The 19,748-nt window shown below is 39.0% G+C and carries 21 protein-coding genes and 1 pseudogene; 14 read left to right on the plus strand and 8 right to left on the minus strand.

Going from position 1 to position 19,748, the window contains the following annotated elements:
• Positions 1–8 precede the first annotated feature (8 nt).
• Genes QL986_RS11580 through QL986_RS11605 form a run of 6 tightly spaced genes read left to right on the plus strand, consistent with a single transcriptional unit; the run spans position 9 to position 2,554 of the window.
• Positions 9–362 (plus strand): cupredoxin domain-containing protein, encoded by a 354-nt coding sequence (locus QL986_RS11580; RefSeq protein WP_004589267.1) that lies wholly within the window; start codon positions 9–11, stop codon positions 360–362.
• A 9-nt stretch (positions 363–371) separates the two neighbouring features.
• The gene (locus tag QL986_RS11585; RefSeq protein ID WP_016899208.1) at positions 372–707 is read left to right on the plus strand and encodes a DUF2933 domain-containing protein; all 336 of its coding nucleotides are present in this window, start codon (positions 372–374) and stop codon (positions 705–707) included.
• Positions 700–1,365, plus strand: a complete 666-nt coding sequence (locus QL986_RS11590) for an isoprenylcysteine carboxylmethyltransferase family protein (protein WP_008467861.1) — start codon at positions 700–702, stop codon at positions 1,363–1,365. Before QL986_RS11585 ends, QL986_RS11590 begins: the two co-directional genes overlap by 8 nt.
• Positions 1,349–1,771 carry a hypothetical protein gene (locus tag QL986_RS11595; protein WP_008467863.1) on the plus strand — a complete coding sequence of 141 codons (423 nt, stop codon included), beginning with the start codon at positions 1,349–1,351 and terminating at the stop codon, positions 1,769–1,771. Before QL986_RS11590 ends, QL986_RS11595 begins: the two co-directional genes overlap by 17 nt.
• A gap of 10 nt (positions 1,772–1,781) precedes the next feature.
• Positions 1,782–2,153, plus strand: a complete 372-nt coding sequence (locus QL986_RS11600) for a hypothetical protein (protein WP_008467865.1) — start codon at positions 1,782–1,784, stop codon at positions 2,151–2,153.
• A 50-nt stretch (positions 2,154–2,203) separates the two neighbouring features.
• The gene (locus QL986_RS11605) at positions 2,204–2,554 is read left to right on the plus strand and encodes a hypothetical protein (protein ID WP_004589646.1); all 351 of its coding nucleotides are present in this window, start codon (positions 2,204–2,206) and stop codon (positions 2,552–2,554) included.
• Positions 2,555–2,770: 216 nt separating this feature from the next.
• On the opposite strand, the gene QL986_RS11610 is transcribed toward QL986_RS11605, so the two are convergent.
• Both QL986_RS11610 and QL986_RS11615 read right to left on the minus strand, forming a co-directional pair.
• On the minus strand, positions 2,771–3,502 hold the full coding sequence (locus QL986_RS11610; RefSeq protein WP_008109669.1) for a glutaredoxin: 732 nt from the start codon (positions 3,500–3,502) through the stop codon (positions 2,771–2,773).
• Position 3,503: 1 nt separating this feature from the next.
• Positions 3,504–4,025, minus strand: a complete 522-nt coding sequence (locus QL986_RS11615) for a DUF305 domain-containing protein (RefSeq protein ID WP_008109672.1) — start codon at positions 4,023–4,025, stop codon at positions 3,504–3,506.
• Positions 4,026–4,458: 433 nt separating this feature from the next.
• Here QL986_RS11615 and QL986_RS11620 point away from each other — a divergent pair.
• A pseudogene (locus QL986_RS11620) lies at positions 4,459–4,821 on the plus strand (recombinase family protein).
• 517 nt (positions 4,822–5,338) lie between these two features.
• Here the strand turns inward: QL986_RS11620 and cadR are convergent.
• Positions 5,339–5,734, minus strand: coding sequence for a Cd(II)/Pb(II)-responsive transcriptional regulator (cadR, locus tag QL986_RS11625; protein WP_016899209.1), 396 nt, complete (start codon positions 5,732–5,734; stop codon positions 5,339–5,341).
• A 79-nt stretch (positions 5,735–5,813) separates the two neighbouring features.
• On the opposite strand from cadR, the gene QL986_RS11630 reads away from it, so the two are divergent.
• Both QL986_RS11630 and QL986_RS11635 read left to right on the plus strand, forming a co-directional pair.
• Positions 5,814–6,545: a transglutaminase family protein gene (locus QL986_RS11630; protein ID WP_005245162.1), complete on the plus strand. Its 732-nt coding sequence runs from the start codon at positions 5,814–5,816 to the stop codon at positions 6,543–6,545.
• Positions 6,532–7,419 (plus strand): cation diffusion facilitator family transporter, encoded by an 888-nt coding sequence (locus QL986_RS11635; RefSeq protein WP_005245161.1) that lies wholly within the window; start codon positions 6,532–6,534, stop codon positions 7,417–7,419. The genes QL986_RS11630 and QL986_RS11635 overlap by 14 nt, the downstream gene beginning before the upstream one ends.
• A gap of 83 nt (positions 7,420–7,502) precedes the next feature.
• Here the strand turns inward: QL986_RS11635 and QL986_RS11640 are convergent, their stop codons facing one another.
• From QL986_RS11640 to QL986_RS11660, 5 genes are all read right to left on the minus strand, one after another.
• Positions 7,503–10,631 (minus strand): CusA/CzcA family heavy metal efflux RND transporter, encoded by a 3,129-nt coding sequence (locus tag QL986_RS11640; RefSeq protein ID WP_290191563.1) that lies wholly within the window; start codon positions 10,629–10,631, stop codon positions 7,503–7,505.
• 10 nt (positions 10,632–10,641) lie between these two features.
• Positions 10,642–11,538 carry an efflux RND transporter periplasmic adaptor subunit gene (locus tag QL986_RS11645; protein ID WP_008109684.1) on the minus strand — a complete coding sequence of 299 codons (897 nt, stop codon included), beginning with the start codon at positions 11,536–11,538 and terminating at the stop codon, positions 10,642–10,644.
• A gap of 70 nt (positions 11,539–11,608) precedes the next feature.
• Complete coding sequence (locus QL986_RS11650) at positions 11,609–12,901, minus strand: TolC family protein (protein WP_033103104.1); 1,293 nt, start codon at positions 12,899–12,901, stop codon at positions 11,609–11,611.
• Positions 12,902–12,973: 72 nt separating this feature from the next.
• Positions 12,974–13,345 carry a hypothetical protein gene (locus QL986_RS11655; RefSeq protein ID WP_016899211.1) on the minus strand — a complete coding sequence of 124 codons (372 nt, stop codon included), beginning with the start codon at positions 13,343–13,345 and terminating at the stop codon, positions 12,974–12,976.
• An 8-nt stretch (positions 13,346–13,353) separates the two neighbouring features.
• The gene (locus QL986_RS11660; protein ID WP_013465880.1) at positions 13,354–14,253 is read right to left on the minus strand and encodes a cation diffusion facilitator family transporter; all 900 of its coding nucleotides are present in this window, start codon (positions 14,251–14,253) and stop codon (positions 13,354–13,356) included.
• A gap of 509 nt (positions 14,254–14,762) precedes the next feature.
• On the opposite strand from QL986_RS11660, the gene QL986_RS11665 reads away from it, so the two are divergent.
• The 5 genes from QL986_RS11665 to qatD are packed head-to-tail and all read left to right on the plus strand — an operon-like array spanning position 14,763 to position 19,731.
• A complete protein-coding gene (locus QL986_RS11665) occupies positions 14,763–15,008 on the plus strand; it encodes a helix-turn-helix domain-containing protein (RefSeq protein WP_016899212.1) in 246 nt (81 codons plus the stop codon).
• 18 nt (positions 15,009–15,026) lie between these two features.
• Complete coding sequence (locus QL986_RS11670) at positions 15,027–16,787, plus strand: P-loop NTPase fold protein (RefSeq protein ID WP_024596196.1); 1,761 nt, start codon at positions 15,027–15,029, stop codon at positions 16,785–16,787.
• Between the two features lies 1 nt (position 16,788).
• Positions 16,789–17,676: a hypothetical protein gene (locus tag QL986_RS11675; RefSeq protein WP_008109702.1), complete on the plus strand. Its 888-nt coding sequence runs from the start codon at positions 16,789–16,791 to the stop codon at positions 17,674–17,676.
• Positions 17,669–19,003: a Qat anti-phage system QueC-like protein QatC gene (gene qatC / locus QL986_RS11680; RefSeq protein ID WP_008109704.1), complete on the plus strand. Its 1,335-nt coding sequence runs from the start codon at positions 17,669–17,671 to the stop codon at positions 19,001–19,003. Before QL986_RS11675 ends, qatC begins: the two co-directional genes overlap by 8 nt.
• Positions 19,000–19,731: a Qat anti-phage system TatD family nuclease QatD gene (gene qatD / locus QL986_RS11685; RefSeq protein ID WP_128583154.1), complete on the plus strand. Its 732-nt coding sequence runs from the start codon at positions 19,000–19,002 to the stop codon at positions 19,729–19,731. The genes qatC and qatD overlap by 4 nt, the downstream gene beginning before the upstream one ends.
• Positions 19,732–19,748 lie beyond the last annotated feature (17 nt).

Raw genomic sequence — 19,748 nt, forward strand, 5'->3', positions numbered from 1 at the left:
GAATCACAATGATGGTTATTAACTTATTAGGCTTAATGTTAATCGCGCTGATTGTTTGGTGGTTTTGGCTATATAAACCCAATAAAACAATCGTTCAAGGTAATGAAGTACTCATTGAAGTGAGGGATGGTGTGTATTCCCCATCCTCAATTCAGGTGTCTGCTAGCCAACCTGTCACTCTGAAGTTTATGCGCAAAGATCAATCCCCCTGCGCTGAAACAATGCTTATTCCTTCATTGGATATAAGCGAACAGCTTAAATTAAATGAAATTACTCAAATTACCCTATTGAACTTATCACCGGGAGAGCATGAGTTTCACTGTCAGATGCAAATGTATCGCGGTGTCTTAAAAGTCGTTTAGGAGGGCAATATGAAAAATCAACACCCTAATTTTTGGTCAACACCTACAGGCTGGGCTGCACTGGCACTTATTGCCGCAGTGACCTACTTCTTAGTGCTTGAGCATGGTCAACATATGCTGCAATTTCTTCCCTACTTGATTTTATTGCTATGCCCCTTGATGCACGTATTTATGCATGGCAGTCATGGTAAACATGGTCACGATCATTCACATGCGCCTGATGAAAAAAAGGAAGAGAGCTTTCAAGAACTCACGGATAAAAATGCAGCCTATCACGATGGCTACATACAAGGGTTAGAAAAGGCACGTAAGGAATCACATAAAAAGGAAAGCAGTGATGAATGAAACATATGATTATGGCTTATGGTCAATGGTGATACTGAACTCAGCAATTTTTATCTTTTTTGCCTTTAGTTTTGTCAAACCAAAAACATCAACTGATTGGAGAAGTCTAAGCGCGTTCTCTGCCTTTATTGTTGCCCTATTTACTGAAATGTATGGCTTTCCTTTAACTATCTATTTTCTGTCGGGGTGGCTGACGGAGACCTATCCAGAAGTAAATTTCTTTGCGCATGAAAATGGGCATTTATTACATACTTTCTTTGGATTTCAAGGTGATGCCCATTGGGACCCATTTCATATAGTGAGTATGGTGTTAATTGTTGCAGGTTTCTTTATGTTGTCTTCAGCATGGAATGTATTGCATCACGCGCAAAAACATCATCAATTGGCTACAACTGGATGGTATGCAAGGTGTCGCCACCCACAGTATGTAGCTTTCATTCTAATCATGTTCGGCTTTTTATTGCAGTGGCCGACAATCCCAACACTTGCGATGTTTCCGATCTTAGTCGTTGTTTACGTCAAGCTAGCGAAACGCGAAGAAGCACAAGCGATTGCTGAGTTTGGTTCGGAGTACCACAGGTATATGGAATCGACACCAAGTTGGATCCCAAATTTTAATAAAAGTGTAGAAGGTAAAAATCATGAAAACGTTAACTAAATCAATTTTATTTATTAGTTCACTACTTATAACCACTAGCTCATTTGCCCAAAACAATGAGCATAAGCATGAAGGTGCGAACAAAGCTGATATGCATCAAGGCATGGCAATACCACATGAGAACATGGGAGAAATGCACAAAAAGATGATGGAAATGAAAAAGGAAGTCCATGCCATTAAAACTGAAAAAGATCCTGAAAAGCAACAGCAGATGATGGTTGAACATCACCGTTCAATGATGAAGATGATGCAATCCATGCACAAAAACATGGAAGAAATGCCAATGCATCAACAAATCAAGATGGCTGAACATCATTTAGAAATGATGGGGAACATGATGCCGCAGATGAACCGTAAAATGGAAGAAATGAAAGATAGCAATCAACAGCATTCACACAAACATTAGGAGAAAAATTATGAGCGATTTAAATCATAGAGTTGGCGTTAAAGAGCAAAATTTAGTTGTTCGAAACCTAAAGCTTAGCAATGTCACAGAAGAAAGCTGTGACGAGTTAGTAAAAGAAATAGATCAGCTTTTTGGTATAGATGAAGTTAGTTACAACATCAAAGAAGGTGAAATACACCTTGCCTATGATGCCGCAAACGTAAGCCTTGATGGGATTGAGGAGGTAATCCGTAAGTATGGCGCAGATGTTCATGATGATTGGTGGACACATACTAAAGAAAGTTACTATAAATTTGTTGATCAGAACATCAAAGATAACTCTGTTCATAAGCCTTGGAGTTGTCATCAAGCACCTTCGGGGGCTGGCCGGAAAAACAAATGAATTCATAAAAAAGTGTATAGATAATTAGTTAGTCAAATGAGGTAACAGTGATGAAAACACCCTATATAAAAGCTCTTTTATTGCTTACATTCGGTTTATATTTAGTGGGTTGTTCCAATACCACTTTTTATCATAAATACATGATGAGAGGTCAGGTAGTAGAAAGTTCTGATAATCGAACTCTAATCTGTATTGGTGCTAAGCATGGCGCAGAGGTTGGGCAAAAATACAGTGTTATTAGATTCCATGAAAGAATAGTATTGAGTGAAGGTGAAGATCCCTACACTATCGAAAAGGTAGGAACGGTACAAATTACTAAAATTGTGAATGATCATTTCGCAACTGTAAAGCTAGTGTCTGGTGACATTGCAGCGAAAGATATGGTGGAACTTGAAAACTAATAAAGTGGTGGCGAAAGCCACCACAAGAGCATAACAATAAAACTTAATGAAAAAACTTTAGTGTTATTTTGTACAACCTTTGAGATTGTTTGCTCAGTTCTGGTTATCTTGATGCCAGTACGACAGAAAGAATGTTACATATGAATTAGAAAGGTGTGGGCTGGCATCCTAGGTCTAATCTTAACAGTTAAGGGGCCGCCGAATAGAGCTATACCTTTACATCAGCAGCATAATCAATGCTCCCGCGATCATAAATAAGTTTTCAGATAGCGATACAAATCCAAGTGGCACACTGCTATCGCCGCCTACACAGGCACACTTTAACTGGCGTTTGTCGATGTAAACGGCTTTGAAAACTGAAATTGCTCCAACTGTGCCGATAAACAATGAAAATGGTGCCACTGCGAGAGGCTGTAGTTGGGCAACCATACCAATACCTGCATATGCTTCAATGAAGGGATAAATATAACCATATCTTATCCATCTCATCGCTAGTAAATCATAAGTAATAAACGAATTTGTGAAACTGTATAGGTCTTTCAGTTTTTGCACCGCTAAGAGCGTCATTGAAAAAGCTATAAATAGCATCAGTGTTCTGATGGAGATAAATGAGCCGGAAGCAAAATGTTGAGATGCGACAGCAAGAAGTGCAGCTATCGAGAAAATGGCTACAACGGGCGTGTAGGTTGTGCCAGTTTGACCTGCTTCATCTTTACCAAAATACTCTCTTAAGTCATCGTATCCTCCGACACGCTTTCCTTCAATAAAGGTTTGTGGCGTAGTTTTGACATCATGCTTAGCTTTGAAGTCATCAGCTTGTTGTCTTGACGTGAGCTTATGATCTTCTACATCATACCCTTGCCTCTCCAGCAAATCTTTCGACCTTAAACCATAGGGGCAGATATGTTCGTCAGTGACCATTCTGTACAGGGTAGCTGTCTTAGTCATCTTAGTCTCCTTTGTTCAGTGTGCCTTCAAACTTTGGGAGCGGTCGTTGCTCAGCCTGAGCTTGTGAGCTGACCTTTCCATTTTCAGAAATATCTTTAATCAGCCATTCCATTTCTTTTATTTCTTTTCGTTGGGCTTTAATAATACCATTTGCCAATTCACGCACGCGTACATCCTCCAAAGTTGAATGCTCACTAGTAAGAATAGCAATGGAGTGATGAGGAATCATCGCTTTCATGTAAGCAGTGTCAGAAATTGTGCTTTGAGAGCGAACAAGATAAAGACATATGGCAAACAGTATTGTCGCCAATAGAAAAATAGCCATGTTGAGCTTCTTGTTACTGTACATGCCAAGCATAAAGGCCAGCATGATCATTGCCATACCTGCTCCCATATACAACGCCATATAGATACGCGTTTCACTAAACCATATATGTGATACTGCGTAAGTGTTGAGATACATCATGACAAACATAGCAATGGTTGAGGTGATGATCATTGCAGCAAATCTTGAGTATTTCATAAGTAATCCTTACATTGATAGTGTAAATATTTCCCACTGTTAGCCTATTATTCTCTACATGTGGTCATGTTCTCGAAAAAGTGCAAGTAATGAGCCAGTATCAATAAGAGTATTTGTAATACGATTGACTCAATTTCAGCTTATATCTAAAGTTTAAGTTTTGAACTTATGATAGACACAGGCTAAATTGGCTTTAGTTAACAATCTAATGGGAGAACTCAAAGCACTACAAGCTGAGCTTCAACAAATGGCAAGCTCGTGTACAAGTGAAGCGTGTGAAATAATTAAGTCACTTTATAGTTAGAATTGTCATTCATTTTCTATCCGTAGTGTACGAATTTCTATTTTTTATTACGTTCATGTACGAAATTTATTTAATATACTTTCGTTCATTTAATTGTTAAGGTGTGCGAAAGTTACAGGTTTCGTATATATGAAAGTTGGTTTTGCAAGAGTTTCAACTAAAGAACAAGATTTAAATGTTCAACTGTCCAAGTTGGACGCTCAGGGCTGTGAAAAAATATTCCAAGGCAAACAGTCTGGTGCTTCGATTCGAAATGAAGAAAAGCTTTAGGAACTCATCGACTTTATCAGGGAAGGTGATGAAGTTATTGTTACTCGCCTCGACCGTTTGGGACGGTCGTTAAAATCTATTCTTGAGGCAATTGAAAGCATCCATAAGAAAGGTGCTTGTTTGAATATTATCGACGGCTCTCTCAATACCAAAAATGATAATCCGTTTGCCACTGCCATGATCAACCTATGTGGAGTATTTGTGACTGTGCATAATGATTGAGATTGATCTCATTTTAGACTGAAAGGTTTTAAAGGGATGCCGCCAATCTCTCTTTTTATGAAAGTATGATTTTTTAATCATAATATCTGAGACTCAATCAGTTATATTACGATAATTTGATGCTATTTGCTAACGGCAGCTCCTCCGACATTGCGGACATTAGCATCAATGAATACCTTATGATTTCACTTAGCCAAAAGCGGAAGTTAGCTTTTGAGTTATTAACGAAAATTCAGAGTGTAAAGCAGACGTTGAAGAGTCAATAATAAACTTCAATTTAAACACTCTAGTGCATTAACGGCTGCAACTAATTTTGTCGTTCTAGAATTGGCGGAATTTTGCTGTTCCATATGAGAAGTAAACACACCAGTCACCATTCAATAGTTTGGCAAAACCTTGTGTGACTCATACTTGTGATACCGCTGACATGAATTTGTCAGCATTTCTTCCGTTTTTATCTGTCCACATTTAGGACATGCAATAGTCGATTAATGTTCTATATTCTGCCCGTATGCCTCTAACAGAGTTTATCTAGTGACTTAATGATCCCGCATGCTTCAATAGTATTGTTCGAACCACAAGCACTAGCCATCTGTTGTAATTCAGCTTTAAGCGCCCTTAATTCTTTCATGCGTTTATTCACTAGTGCAAGTTGCTGATCAATTAATGCATTAACGCTAGAGCAGCTTTCTTCTGGCTTATTTTTTAATTCGATAAGACGTTTAATATCATTGAGTGATATATCTAGGCTGCGACAATGTTTTACGAACTCCAATTGTTTAAGTGCTTTACTATCATACAGCCTGAAATTACCTTCTGAACGGTTTGGATTTAACAGTAATCCTTCTCTTTCATAATATCTAATCGTTTGTATTGAACAGCCCGATTTTTTAGACAATTCGCCTATTTTCATCAATTTCCCCCAGACATTTGACTCTATAGTTACTATAGAGTCTATAGTATAAGTATGCAACGAAAAGGATATATAAAAAATGACTGAGAAATATTTAAACAATACGAATATCGTTAATTTTGAACACAAAGATATCCAATCCTTGATCGATCAACGTAGGTGGAAAAACTTGGATAACTTCAACAAAATTGGTGCCGCTTATCAGTTTGTAAAAGATGAGATTTTCTTTGGTTATAATGAAAGCGATGATATTGCAGCAAGCGATGTGCTAGCAGATGGTTATGGACAATGTAATACTAAGGGTAATCTGTTAATGGCACTATTGCGTGGACTAGGCATTCAATGCCGATTTCATGGGTTTACCATAGACCAGCAACTACAAAAAGGTGCTATCCCAAGCTATGTATTTTGGTTAGCACCTAAATACATCATTCATAGTTGGGTAGAAGTTTACTTTGAAGGGCGTTGGATAAACTTAGAGGGCTTTATATTGGATGAGCAATACTTAAGCTCTCTACAGGAGAAATTTGACCAAGTAAAAGATGATTTTTGTGGTTATGGTGTTGCAACAAAGTGCTTTTCATCACCAGATACAGATTGGCGTGGAGAAAATACCTATATTCAAAAAGAAGGTATTCATGATGACTTTGGGCTTTATGATTCCCCTGATGAGTTCTATCTCGAAAAAGGGACTAACTTGTCGGGGTTCAAACGCTGGATATATCAACGCTTGATACGTCACTTGATTAATATGAATGTATCAAAACTAAGAAATAGAAAAGTACTAGAGGTACAAAATGCACAACCATAATCATAGTCATCAACATGGTAAAGATGACCGTATTGGTTGGGCATTTTTCCTTAATGTGACATTCACTATTATCGAATTTATAGGTGGTTGGCTCACTAACAGTACGGCGATAATGGCAGATGCAGTTCACGATCTTGGTGATAGTCTTTCAATAGGTTTTGCGTGGATTTTAAGTCGTTTTTCAGATAAAGAAGCATCAGATAAGTTTAGTTATGGTTATCGTAGACTTACTCTCTTTGGCGCATTGATAAACAGTATTGTTTTAATCATTGGCTCAATTTGGATTTTATTTGAAGCAATTCCAAGGCTGTCCAATCCTGAAATGCCTGTAGTCGAGGGGATGTTAGGGCTAGCGATACTCGGCGTTGCCGTTAACGGATATGCTGTATTAAAATTAAAAGCGGGTGAAACATTAAATGAGAAAGTGCTGACATGGCACCTTCTTGAAGATGTACTTGGATGGGTTGCCGTTCTTATAGTCTCTATCGTACTGTTGTTCGCTGAACTGCCGATATTAGATCCCCTTTTATCAATAGGGTTCACGCTGTTCATCTTGTTTAATGTTTTCAAAAACCTGAAATCAACACTCGTTTTATTTCTTCAAGCTGCACCCGATAAAGAGACTCAAAAGCGTATTAAACTATCACTAATGGAATTTCCTGAAGTTAATGGTATCCACCACATGCACTTTTGGTCACTAGATGGTGAAAGTCACGTTTTAACAGCGCACCTTGAGCTGAGTGACAACTTTGACGTTAAAGAATTAATTAGGCTTAAACAAGAAGTTGCAGCTAAATTATCTTCCTATCATTTATCGCATACAACGATAGAGTTTGAGTTTTTAAATGAAAATTGTCGGGATGAAGCGCAGTAAGCTTTATCAATAAAATGTTGGGCATACAATATAAAAAGCAGCTTAATTAGGCATAACCTAGTAATTAAGCTGCTTTTTTGTTTTTAAATTTCGTCAGATTGCTGTTTACTACTCTCAGCGCCATGCGCCCATTGATATAAAATAGGCAATACAAACAAAGTTAAAATTGTAGAAGATACAATACCGCCGATAACAACTGTTGCTAGTGGTCGTTGCACTTCTGCACCAATTCCAGTGTTTAACGCCATTGGAATAAAACCTAAACTTGCGACCAGTGCCGTCATTAAAATAGGTCTTAAACGAATGATGGCACCTTCAATGATCGCTACGTAAAGGTCGCCTTTTTCATGCCAAAGATCTCGAATAAAAGCCAACATAACCAAGCCATTTAATACGGCAACACCTGACAATGCTATGAAGCCGACACCTGCCGAAATAGATAAAGGCATGTCTCTTAAATAAAGAGAAATTACGCCCCCAGTTAATGCTAACGGTACACCACTGAAAATGATCAATGCATCTTTTAATGAACCAAATGCAATAACCAAAATACCTAAGATAACAATTAGTGTGATCGGCACAACTAAGCTTAATCTTTTACTCGCTGACTCTAGCTGTTCAAAGGTTCCGCCATAATCAAGCCAGTATCCTGCTGGAATTTCTCCTTCCTGATTAATTTTAGCTTTCACTTCTTTGACAAAACCGCCTAAATCTCTACCACGAACATTGACGGTAACCACAACTCTTCTTTTACCTCTCTCACGGCTAATTTGAGCAGGTAAAGACTCAGATTTAAGCTCTGCAACTTCTTCAAGTGGCACATAGTTACCATTCTCAAGTGGAAGCGGCAGATGCTTCAAGCTATCGATATCCGTTCTTATTTGCTCCGGTAGGCGAACAACTAACTCAAATCGTCTGTCACCTTCATAAATGATCCCCGCAGATTCACCGCCAATTGCAGTAGCAACCCAGTCTTGCAGTTCGGTAACGCTCAAACCATACCTACCAAGCGCTTCTCGTTTAGGAATTACTGATAAAGATGGAACACCTGTGACCTGTTCCATTCGGGCATCAGCAGCACCGTCCACGGTTTTCACTATATTTAGAATATCTTTTGCGGTGAGTAATAACCGATCCAAATCATCACCAAATATTTTGATGCCGACATCAGCTCTAACGCCAGAAATCAATTCATTGAAACGCATTTGAATAGGCTGAGTGAATTCATAGTTGTTGCCCGGAATGTTTTTCAGTACCTCTTCCATTTCTTCAACTAATTCACTCTTTGGCTTTGAAGGTTCGGCCCATTCTTTACGTGGTTTTAAAATAACAAAGATATCAGCAATACTCGGTGGCATTGGATCAGTTGCTACTTCTGATGTGCCGATGCGCGAGAATACTTTATCAACTTCAGGAAACGCTTTAATACGTTGCTCAAGTACTTCTTGCATTTCTACTGATTGCTCTAGGCCGGTAGAAGGTATTCTTAGCGCTTGGACTGTTATATCCCCTTCATTTAGCTGTGGAACAAATTCACTACCCAGCGTTGTTGCTAACCAAAGGCTATACCCCATTAACAGCGTTGAGAATGAAACAATAACCCAACGAAATTTCAACGCCATTTTTAACAATGGTTCATAAATAGACTTGGTTGAACGAATAACTACACTTTCTTTTTCGCTGATTTTACCTTTCATAAACACAGCTACAGCAGCAGGAACCAGTGTAACTGAAAGGATCATTGCGGAAATTAACGCCATAACGACAGTTGCCGCCATAGGGTGGAACATTTTCCCTTCAACGCCAGTTAGCGTGAAAATGGGGATGTAAACAACAGTGATAATTGCCACACCAAACAAGCTTGGACGTATCACTTCTGAAGTGGCTTCAAAAACGGTATTTAGGCGTTCTCTTAAGTCTTGCCTATGACCGTTGTGTTGGGCCTGTGCTAACCTACGGACAGAGTTTTCAACGATGATTACAGCCCCGTCCACTATCAAGCCAAAGTCCAATGCGCCGAGACTCATTAAATTGGCAGATACTCCTGCTTGCGCCATACCTGTGATTGTCATTAACATGGAAATAGGGATAACAGCAGCGGTAATGAGAGCTGCACGTAAATTTCCAAGTAGAATAAATAACACAACAATAACTAAAAGCGCACCTTCAACGAGGTTTTTGGTAACGGTTGCAATCGCTTTATCTACTAACGTTGTTCTGTCGTAAACAGGCTCTGCGGTAATGCCCTTTGGCAGAGATTTTTGTATTTCGCTGAGCTTATGTTCCACTTCTAAAGCAACGGTGCGAGAATTCTCACCAATCAGCATCATGGTTGTACCAAGCACTGTCTCAATGCCATTACGAGTAGCAGCCCCTGTTCTAAGTTCTTTGCCTATAGCAACATTGGCAACATCACTTATTTTTACAGGAATACCATCGTTCTTTTTGATGATGACATTGAGGATCTCATCTATTGTCGCTAGTTGCCCAATGGAGCGTACTAAAACTTGCTGTCCGTTTTGTTCGATATAACCTGCGCCACGGTTGTCATTGTTTTTACGTAATGCATCAGATATTTCTTCAAAGGTTACCTGATGAAAAAGTAATTTTTCGGGTTTAGGCGTTATGTGATATTGCTTGTTGTAGCCGCCGATACTGTTGACCTCAATGACGCCTTTAACTTGAGCCAATTGCGGTTTAATGATCCAGTCTTGTATTTCTCTTAAGGCAATAGCGGTATAAGGCTCTCCATTAGGCATTTTAGCGTCAGGAGAAGCTTGTACGGTATACATAAATATTTCGCCAAGCCCTGTCGAAATAGGACCCATTTCTGGCTCTAAGCCAGAGGGAATAACGCCTTTTATCGCAGCTAATCTTGCATTGATTAAGTTGCGAGCAAAATAAATATCGGTTCCCTCTTCAAAGATAACGGTTACTTGAGATAATCCATATCTTGACAGGGAGCGGGTGTGAGACAGCTTTGGCAATCCGGCTAAGGCGGTTTCTACAGGAAAGGTCACCCTTTGTTCCGCTTCCAAAGGTGAATAACCGGGGGCAGAAGTGTTTATTTGTACCTGCACGTTTGTTATATCTGGAACAGCATCAATGGGAAGTTTTTGATAACTCCACATGCCAACGCCGATGATTACCATCAGCAGACTTAATACTAAATAGCGTCTATTTATTGCAAGACGCAAAATTGATTCAATCATATTGCGTCTCCTAATCGTCGTCTTCTACTTCAGATTTCAAAATATCCGCTTTTATCAGATAACTGTTTTTGTTTACATATTCAGCGTCTTTACTGAGGCCATCAATGACCTCGATATAGTTTTTGTCTGAACGTCCGAGCACAAGTGGCGCAAACTCGTACTCTTCATCTTCTTTTACAAAGACACCAAATTGTCCTCCCAGTTCTTGTATCGCAACTTTCTCGACGGCTAAATCCACCTCAAATCGGTTTATCTTTACGCTGCCCATTAATAATTGGCCTGAGGTTAGGTTTAGCTCAGTGTTATTTAAACGTACACGTGCTAAAACATAAGACTGATCTTTAGCTGGAATTATATTGGTGATGGTTGAGTTGAATGCCTGTTCACCATGCTCAATATCAACAGGTTGACCGACTTTGATTTGATTATATTGGCTGGTAAACACCTTAAATTCAGCCCACAAGGTGTCAAAATTGACGATTTCAAACAAGCTAGTGTTTTGCGTGATACCGCCAATATTTCCATTTCGCTGTAAAACAGTCCCAGAAACAGGGGATGTTATTTTATAGGTATTTAAGCTTTCATTAGATTCAATAACGGCTAATAGATCTCCTTTTTTTACCTTATCACCAACAGTGGAGTTAATTGTCTTTATAACGCCGTTATATCTAGCGCCAACTTGAAATAATTGTTCAGCGCCTATCGTCGTAGCGCCGTATACAGGGATAGTTTGGTTCAACGTTTTTGAAGCTAAATAGGCTGTTTCAACACCAAGCCTTTTTGCCATGTTATTGTTTATTTTGCTAATGCCTTCTTCGCCTTCATGTTCATCTTCACTAGCGATAACACTTTGAATGGGTGATAGATACCCAATAAAAATCAATAGTGCGAGTAAATAGTTTTTCATTTTGAATTCCTAAACGATTCAGTTAATAACTGAATCAATAAATTGTTATTAAACTTAAAGTGATGTTTATTTAGAGTGACAGCGCTTCGTTTGTTAGTTTTTCTATCTCTGCGCCATAAATTAGGGCAGCAGATGCCGCATCAATGAGGGTTCGCCGAGCATTTAACAGCTCTTGTCTAGCCGATACATAATCAAGATATCCATATCGACCTTTTTGATAGGCGTCTTGAGTATCTTCCAGTGCATCTTCAAGCATTGGGATAACCGACTGCTTTAATGAATTAGCTGTTAATATGGCTTGTTTTCTATTGGAGTATGCTCGTAGTAAGTGATTTCTAAACCTCAACTTAGTCGCCTCTTTCTCTATGGCAACTTGGTCACGCTCTGCTAGCGCACTAGCGATTGCACCAGAATTTCGCTTTTCAGCAAACAAAGGTAAGCTAAAGCCAGCGACCAGTGCCGTATCATTGGCTTCTTGAGAGCGCCTAACACCAACAGACCATTTGATATTGGCCGTTGACTCTGTTTTAGCCAACTGTAATTCGGCCTCTTTTAGTCGCTGCTCACTTGCATAAACTTGAATAGCAGGGTTTTTCTCTAACTTCGCAAAAAGGCTGTTAAAGTCACTATCATTGCCAAACTGAAAAAGATCCCCTTGTACTTCAGAGAAGGTTACAGAGTTTTCCCCCCAGTAGGCTGCTAATGAGAGCTTCAAATATTCCAAGCGCTTTTGTTCAGATTGAAGGGTGAGGTTAGCCTGAGCAATAACTGCTTTTGAGCGTTTCACTTCAGCCTCAGGAGTAGCACCTGCGCGGTTACGCTGAGATACAATCTCTAACGTTTCTTGTGCTAAGCTCAAAGCATTTTCTGCCAATATAACTCTTTGTTGGGCTGCAAGTACTTCCACGTACTTCTCAGTGACTTGAGCCATTAAATTAAGCGCAGAGACTTCTTTCTCAGCATTGAGTAGTGCTCTTGATTTTGAAACAAGTCCAATCCGCGCTGAGCGTTTATCTCCCATTTCGATAACCGAAGATAGAGCGACTGTTAATTCAGCACTGTCGAATGCATTAAATTCACCTGAGCCTGCAAAGTTCTCAGCTTCAACTTCTAGTTCATAAGCAGGATTTAAACTTGCTGTTTGTTCTTGTCCTGTTAATGCGGTTTGTTTGAAATCAAATATTTTGAGTTCAGGATTTTGTTTAAGCGTCCACTGAATTGCCTCTTGAAGATTTAACTGCTTTTCAAAGGCATAAACATTAAATGTAAAAAGTGACAACGCGAGAAACGCGATATATTTAAGCCGAGGTGTTACACACCTCAAAATTGCTATCTTGCGATGCACACAGGTATTAAGTGCCATGTATACTTTCCTATAAATTTATATGTTTTTTTCGGTCATTAACATTTGACCTTTCATAATTTTCTATAAAATTTAGGCGTATTTAGGTGGGCGGAATGGCACCGAGATATAGCCTTTTAGCTCAGGAGAAACTAAGGCGTAGGTAAGGAAATATTCTATTGCTTGGAAAATGTTACAGGAAGAATCAGCATTTAAAAATAAGTGACAACAGCAACAAAAATTACAATTATCAATTGAAGAGTTGCTATTATTCACCTCAAGCATATTGGAGTCTTCTGGAGCTTTTAGCGGGGTAATAGACTTAGTTAGTGATGAACTAAAAGAACTTTCACTTAAGTTTATTTCAAGCTCTTCTAGCGAAAAAAACACAGACTGCACCGCGATTAAAATCATTATCACGTATGATATATTTGATTTGATATACGATGAGTGCATTATTTTCATTTCTCTGCTTAATACTTTAGCTGTAAGATGCGGCGAGCACCGTTTAAAACGACAAGAGCAATTATCAAACCAATCACTAAATCTGGATAACGACTGCTTGTTGCTGTAACTAATAAGCCAGCTAAAATTACACCAACGTTTGCGATAACGTCATTTGCGGAAAAAATCCAACTCGCTTTCATATGAGCGCCGTCTTCTTTGTTGCCAAATATCAAAAACAGACAAGCAACGTTAGCGATTAGTGCTATTCCACCAAATATCATCATTAAAGAAGAGATCGGTTCACTACCGTAAACAAAGCGTCTTACGACTTCGCTCAAAGCACCTAGCGCTAGAATAACTTGAAGCACACCAGATATATGTGCTGCTCTAAGTTTCATGCTAATACTTTTACCTACGGCATAAATAGCTAAACCATACACAGCAGCATCAGCAAACATATCTAATGAGTCTGCAATTAGGCCAGCAGACTGTGCAATAATCCCAGCAATTACTTCTATAAAAAACATGACTCCATTAATGGCTAACAACCATTTTAGGGTTGATGCTTCTTTCATCTCATTTTTTTGGGCTAAGTCTTTTGCTTTTGCAGCTTCGGTGCTGCAACTTTGTTTAGTTGACTCTAACTCTGCACCGAGTTTAAGTTGTTGTAACTTTTTTGTTATCTCATCTAAATTTTCATCATGAAAAACTTTGACTAAGCGATTAGGAATATCAAACTGCAATCCAACTGAAGGCTGAATTGAGTCAAGTGCTAATCTGATCAATCTCTCTTCTGAAGGACAGTCCATTTGAGGCACTTTATATGTACTGACAAACGCGCCACTATAGTTATCTAATTGTGTATCAATTTTTACGTCTTCGTTGGTAGGAGATGATTGACACTGACCACTACATTTTTCTGACATATTTAACATTCCGAAACAATATTAAAATAAGTATAAAATCTATAGTGGCTATAGAGTCAAATAAAAAGTTATTTAATTTGAAAAGATTGGGAAGTAACTCAAATAGCTATTCCAAGAAAATAATTGTTGGGGGGTAGTGACAGCAAACACTGCTAACATTATTTGGACTGCCCGTTTTATACCGATGTTTATCAAAGATAAAAAATAGAAGAGCTATCTAGATAGAATAAATTAACCGATGATCCTAATTCCACATTAAAGTCGCGTTGGTGTGTTACTAATTGTACAGAGGATCTAAAACAAGATTTAAATTTAAAAGTAAGAGCAACGACTATATTGTTGGAACACTTGTCATGAGATACGCTAAGCCTAATGTCCGGTTTCGTATCAAAGTGAATTTTAGCTGAAGTAATTTTGTACCATCGTTTACGACTGCTTCAGGCTCAAATCTGACGAAGATTTCCTAGTACTCACCCAATCTGGCTTGATGAGAAATAATCTCAAACATTATGCGTAGCCACATATTCGCTCAACTTGAGCGGGATCTTATAAAAGCCAGAACCACAGAAGGTCGTGAAGAGGCTAAAGCTAAAGGCAAACACATGGGCAGATTGCCTGCTTTATCAGACAAACAAGCGAAAGAATTATATAAAGATAAATTAAATGGTGAATCGATCTCTGCATTAGCGAAGAAATATTCTGTTAGCCGCCCCACGGTTCACCGAATTATTGAAAGAATGGAACAAAAGAAATAATAAATAAAAGGAGACGTTATGTGGTCTGATAAAGAATCAAAAATTGATTTCTTAAATTTTAATGAAACGGCTGAGTCAATAAAAGATCTTATAACAGAAAAGGAGTTAATGCCTATTAGTATAGGCGTTTTTGGTGATTGGGGCGCTGGAAAATCGACGATTCTTGAACTTACTAAGGCTTCTCTGGAAAGTGATGAACAAGAATATATCCAAGTACATTTCGATGCATGGACTTTCCAAGGGTATGATGACGCTAAAGCGGCGTTACTAGAAACAATTGCATCTACTTTAGTTAAAAAAGCAGCAGACGATAAAAATCTCAGTGCAAAAGCAAAAGAGTTTGCTGGACGAATAGATAAGATCAGACTGATGGGATTGCTAATGGATGGTGGTGCAGCATTAGCTGGTATACCAACTATGGGTGGTATACAGAAGATCATGGGACTATTCAGTGGTGGTGACGATGGTGAACTGGATGTTGATGATGTAAAAGGTGCTGTCGATGGCGCTAAGGATGTCGCGAAGAAAAACAAAGGTTTGATCAAAGATAATAAATCATTTTCACCTCCTAAAGAAATTAAAGAATTCCGAAAAGCATATTCTGATCTGTTAAAGGAGTTTGATAAGCCACTTATTGTCTATGTCGATAATTTAGATCGCTGCTCTCCATTTAATGCTATTTCGACCCTTGAGGCGATCAGGTTATTTCTATTTTTACCCAATACTGCATTTGTTATTGCCGCCGATGAGGACATGATCCGCTTGGCAGTGCCTGAGTATCACAAAGGTGCATCTCAACGACATCAAACTGATTATTTAGACAAGCTTATTCAAATTCCTGTGCATGTACCAAGACCCGGCGTTCTGGAGATAAGGGCATATTTAATGATGCTTACTGCTCAAGATCACGGCGTTACCGATGCGCAATTAGAAACGATAAGATGTGCCCTTGAAGAGTCATTAAGGCTGTCGTGGAAACAACCACAAATTACCGTTGACGAGCTACTTCAAGATCACGAGATTGAAAAGCATTCCGAACTCAGAAGTAAATTTGTGGTTGCTGAACAGTTAGCTCCACTATTAGCTGAATCCACAAACATTAACGGCAACCCTCGCATAGTTAAGCGATTACTCAATCAGGTTAAGATGAGAAAGAAAACCGCTCATCGCAGAGGAATGCAGCTTGATGAAAAAACTATCACTAAGCTGGTAATTTTTGAGAGGTGCTTAGGCACTCAGGCTACCAACAAGCTTTATGAATTAATTGATAAGGAAAACGGATATCCAAAAGTATTAGCGGATCTTGAAAATTCAGAAGTCGAATTTGACGAAATTAATTTACCTGAAGAGTGGAAACTCGACCTAGCTTTTATTGATAAATGGTCGAAATTACCTCCCATGTTCACTGAAATGGATTTGACACCAGCGGCATATCTGAGCAGAGAAAGCATTCCAATGGGGGCTGTTAATTCGGTAATGTCTGGAGCCGCTCAAAAACTCGTAGAAGAATTAATGAAGCAAAAGGTAAGGGTCAGTGGCGTTAACTCTACTGCGATTACCACAACTCCGAAGGAAGAATACATGTCAGTCATGGATGGTTTGATTGAAAACTTTAAGTTGATTGGTGATTGGACCGAAAGACCAACAGGCATTTATGGGGCTGTGTTACTTGCCAAGCAGGATGATAAATGTAGCTTAAGTCTTCTTACATTTTTAAAAAGCTTGCCCCGCCAAAGATGGCTTAATCCAATTTTAAAAGAACTAGAGGGAACTAAGTAATATGGGTACGTCCGCATCGTCAACAGGACCAAATAATAAGAGTCCACTTATTCCATCTTGGGCAGAGCAAGGAGATCCTGTCACAATAGAACCTGCATCAGGTACTGATGGGGATGAGCAAGCTGGCTCTGATAATAATCAAGCTGATGATCAGAATGACAATAGCAATGATATTGACAATGACAAGGTTCAACAAGAAATCGGTGGTTCACCTACAGCAACACCGCCTCCAAATAGGTTTGCCAGTGCCAGAAGAGCATTTGGTAAATATGCGCAAACAGGTGGCTCAACCTCAGATCTAAGGCGTTCATTAAAAAGTTACTCTAGAAAAGGCTCTGGCGGAGGTAAAAGCACAAGCAGGAGACTATCAAGCGGCATAACTGCTGGTTCTGGATTGCTTGGTGTCATGCGTGGCGACACCGTAACGGTTAATAATCAAAGCTTATCATTAGGTGATCTAACTGGGCTATCGACTGATCAAGCAATCGACAAAATTGCTAGCCATTTAGCGCCTGATAATGCCGATTCGGATGCTGTAAGAGTTGCGTTGGATTACGCACTAGAAGAAGCACTCCCCGATACAGAAGAATTTGACCCAAACAGTTTTACTGACGAAGTTATCCAAGAAGCCATAGGCTGTTATTTAACAGACCTTATTTTTCAGGATGTGGTTGAAGGCATGGGCAGAGCTTGGTTTCATGTTGAGCCAGCAAGCAAGCATCATCAAATGGAAGTTGAATTAAGGGAACTAATAAAAGTGATTACACAAGAGCAGTTAGACAAAGTAACTAATGGCAACCCCAGTACTATTAGCAAAGAAAATATTACTAAAATTCAAGCCGATGCTATTGCTATGACGGTTGATGAATGGGAGAGCTTTAATGACTAATTTTTACTTTAACCATGACCCTGCTAACTTGCCTGACTTTTCTGATGATTGTCATCCTGTCCAAATGTTTCATACGCATCAAAATGACATCACTAAGCACAGCTTGGTGTCAAAACAACTACTACAAACAGTTCGTGATTTAGGATTGAATGTAGATGCTGATTCAATAGATCTGATAACAATTGCTACCGCCGTTACCGCTGCTGATACATTTGAATTAAGGGATAATGCAGAAAATGCATGGGCTAGAAAAATGCATTTGCATGTTCCTGTAACTGATGAGGATATGTGGAATTTTGTAGAACCTGAACTGAGTTCTTTGCTCAACTTTCTTACAGGCGATCAATGGCTGTTTACTTTTGAAAAAACAACTATGCCGATGCCGACTCCTAAAACAAGTGAGCAAGCGAAAGCAAAAGCAAAATCATTAATTGGACTCAACTCTGTTTGCCTTTTTTCTGGTGGTCTTGATAGCGCAGTTGGTGCAATTGATATTTTGAACGGAGAATCAGATTTAAAGCCTCTCTTGGTTAGTCACGCTTATCGTGGTGATGGCGCTAAGCAAGAAGACATTAAGCAATTATTATCCCCGCCATTCGGCGAATTGTCCTATTCAATGTCTCCCCATATTATTAAGCACTTAGAAGGTAAAACTGACATTAGTATGAGGGGAAGAAGCTTTAACTTCCTAGCTATGGCGGTACTTGGTATATCAGCCTTAAGAAATGCTAATTGCGATAGCAGTATTGAAACTATTGTCGTCCCAGAGAATGGCTATATTTCTATAAATCCGCCGCTTACCAGAAGACGGATTGGTAGCCATAGCACTAGAACTACTCATCCTAATTTTCTAAGCAGGCTTGAATCTTTGCTTAGAGACACTGGGTTTCATGTCAAATTTGTAAACCCCTATCAATTCAAAACTAAAGGTGAAATGTTAGCGGAATGTGTTGATCAAGACGCAATTAGAAAAGCAGTTCCCCTAAGTGTTTCATGCAGTCATTGGCACAGAGAACATAAACAGTGTGGGCATTGTGTACCTTGCCTTATTCGAAGAGCGTCAGTTTTTCATGCTGGTTTTACACAAGATGCGCCATACAAGACAAAGCGGTTGAGAGATCTTATCAAAGAAAAAGATACTCGCGATGATCTCCAAGCGGTTCAAACTGCCATTATTAGATTGAAACAATCCGATAACTATCGTTCTTGGCTTCGAAGTTCAGGGCCAATACCACAAGAAAAAGATATACGAGAAAAATTAGAATCAACTATTAAGCGAGGATTGGCAGAGGTTGAATTATTTCTCCAAGCGGATAAATCGTCATGATGGATCTTCATTGCCACGTTGATTTATATCCAGATCATCAAGAGGTATTGAACGACATAAAAAGCAGTAATTATTACGTGCTATCAGTAACTACGGTGCCTTCAGCTTTTGAAGGTACTGTCCAGTTAACAAGTGGCATAAAACACTGTAAGACGGCCTTGGGGCTTCACCCTCAACTTGCTCATCTAAGAAAAAATGAATTAGCACTATTCGATAAGCTAGTTGATAGAACTAGATATATTGGAGAAATTGGACTGGATGGCTCAAAAGGTTACGCTGATTACTTTGATGATCAATTAGAGGTTTTCACGCATATTCTAAAAAAATGTGAAGGCTTTGATGACAAAATACTAACTATCCATAGTCTTAACGCGACTGGTGAAGTTCTTGAACAACTTAAGTTACATCCCAATGCTGGTACTTCTATTCTTCATTGGTTTTTAGGTACTAAGAAGCAAGTTCTAGAAGCCGTCGAGCTAGGCTGTTTCTTCTCTATTGGGCCAGCCATGCTAACTTCAGCCAGAGCTAAAAAAGTAATATCGTGGATACCTCAAGATAGAGTTCTACTCGAAACTGATGGACCTTTCGCCAAAGTGGCGGGGAATATTCTGTTTCCTTCAAGTGTTGGCACTGTTACTGAATATCTGGCTGAAATTTGGTGTAAAAATAAGGCTTTGATAATAGAAAAATTGTCAGTAAATCTTAGGTGTTTAACATCAATCAAGTAACTAATTATACGTCACGT

This window comes from Pseudoalteromonas sp. APC 3250 (assembly GCF_030407915.1).
Taxonomy (GTDB): domain Bacteria; phylum Pseudomonadota; class Gammaproteobacteria; order Enterobacterales; family Alteromonadaceae; genus Pseudoalteromonas; species Pseudoalteromonas tetraodonis.

Coding starts and splice junctions, on each gene's coding strand:
- QL986_RS11595 (WP_008467863.1), top strand. CDS start 1,349: ATGAAAACGTTAACTAAATCAATTTTATTTATTAGTTCACTACTTATA.
- QL986_RS11660 (WP_013465880.1), bottom strand. CDS start 14,253: ATGTCAGAAAAATGTAGTGGTCAGTGTCAATCATCTCCTACCAACGAA.
- QL986_RS11675 (WP_008109702.1), top strand. CDS start 16,789: ATGGGTACGTCCGCATCGTCAACAGGACCAAATAATAAGAGTCCACTT.
- QL986_RS11610 (WP_008109669.1), bottom strand. CDS start 3,502: ATGACTAAGACAGCTACCCTGTACAGAATGGTCACTGACGAACATATC.
- qatC (WP_008109704.1), top strand. CDS start 17,669: ATGACTAATTTTTACTTTAACCATGACCCTGCTAACTTGCCTGACTTT.
- QL986_RS11615 (WP_008109672.1), bottom strand. CDS start 4,025: ATGAAATACTCAAGATTTGCTGCAATGATCATCACCTCAACCATTGCT.
- QL986_RS11650 (WP_033103104.1), bottom strand. CDS start 12,901: ATGGCACTTAATACCTGTGTGCATCGCAAGATAGCAATTTTGAGGTGT.
- QL986_RS11630 (WP_005245162.1), top strand. CDS start 5,814: ATGACTGAGAAATATTTAAACAATACGAATATCGTTAATTTTGAACAC.
- QL986_RS11645 (WP_008109684.1), bottom strand. CDS start 11,538: ATGAAAAACTATTTACTCGCACTATTGATTTTTATTGGGTATCTATCA.
- QL986_RS11640 (WP_290191563.1), bottom strand. CDS start 10,631: ATGATTGAATCAATTTTGCGTCTTGCAATAAATAGACGCTATTTAGTA.
- QL986_RS11605 (WP_004589646.1), top strand. CDS start 2,204: ATGAAAACACCCTATATAAAAGCTCTTTTATTGCTTACATTCGGTTTA.
- QL986_RS11670 (WP_024596196.1), top strand. CDS start 15,027: ATGTGGTCTGATAAAGAATCAAAAATTGATTTCTTAAATTTTAATGAA.
- QL986_RS11665 (WP_016899212.1), top strand. CDS start 14,763: ATGCGTAGCCACATATTCGCTCAACTTGAGCGGGATCTTATAAAAGCC.
- QL986_RS11580 (WP_004589267.1), top strand. CDS start 9: ATGATGGTTATTAACTTATTAGGCTTAATGTTAATCGCGCTGATTGTT.
- QL986_RS11600 (WP_008467865.1), top strand. CDS start 1,782: ATGAGCGATTTAAATCATAGAGTTGGCGTTAAAGAGCAAAATTTAGTT.
- QL986_RS11655 (WP_016899211.1), bottom strand. CDS start 13,345: ATGAAAATAATGCACTCATCGTATATCAAATCAAATATATCATACGTG.
- QL986_RS11590 (WP_008467861.1), top strand. CDS start 700: ATGAATGAAACATATGATTATGGCTTATGGTCAATGGTGATACTGAAC.
- QL986_RS11585 (WP_016899208.1), top strand. CDS start 372: ATGAAAAATCAACACCCTAATTTTTGGTCAACACCTACAGGCTGGGCT.
- cadR (WP_016899209.1), bottom strand. CDS start 5,734: ATGAAAATAGGCGAATTGTCTAAAAAATCGGGCTGTTCAATACAAACG.
- QL986_RS11635 (WP_005245161.1), top strand. CDS start 6,532: ATGCACAACCATAATCATAGTCATCAACATGGTAAAGATGACCGTATT.
- qatD (WP_128583154.1), top strand. CDS start 19,000: ATGATGGATCTTCATTGCCACGTTGATTTATATCCAGATCATCAAGAG.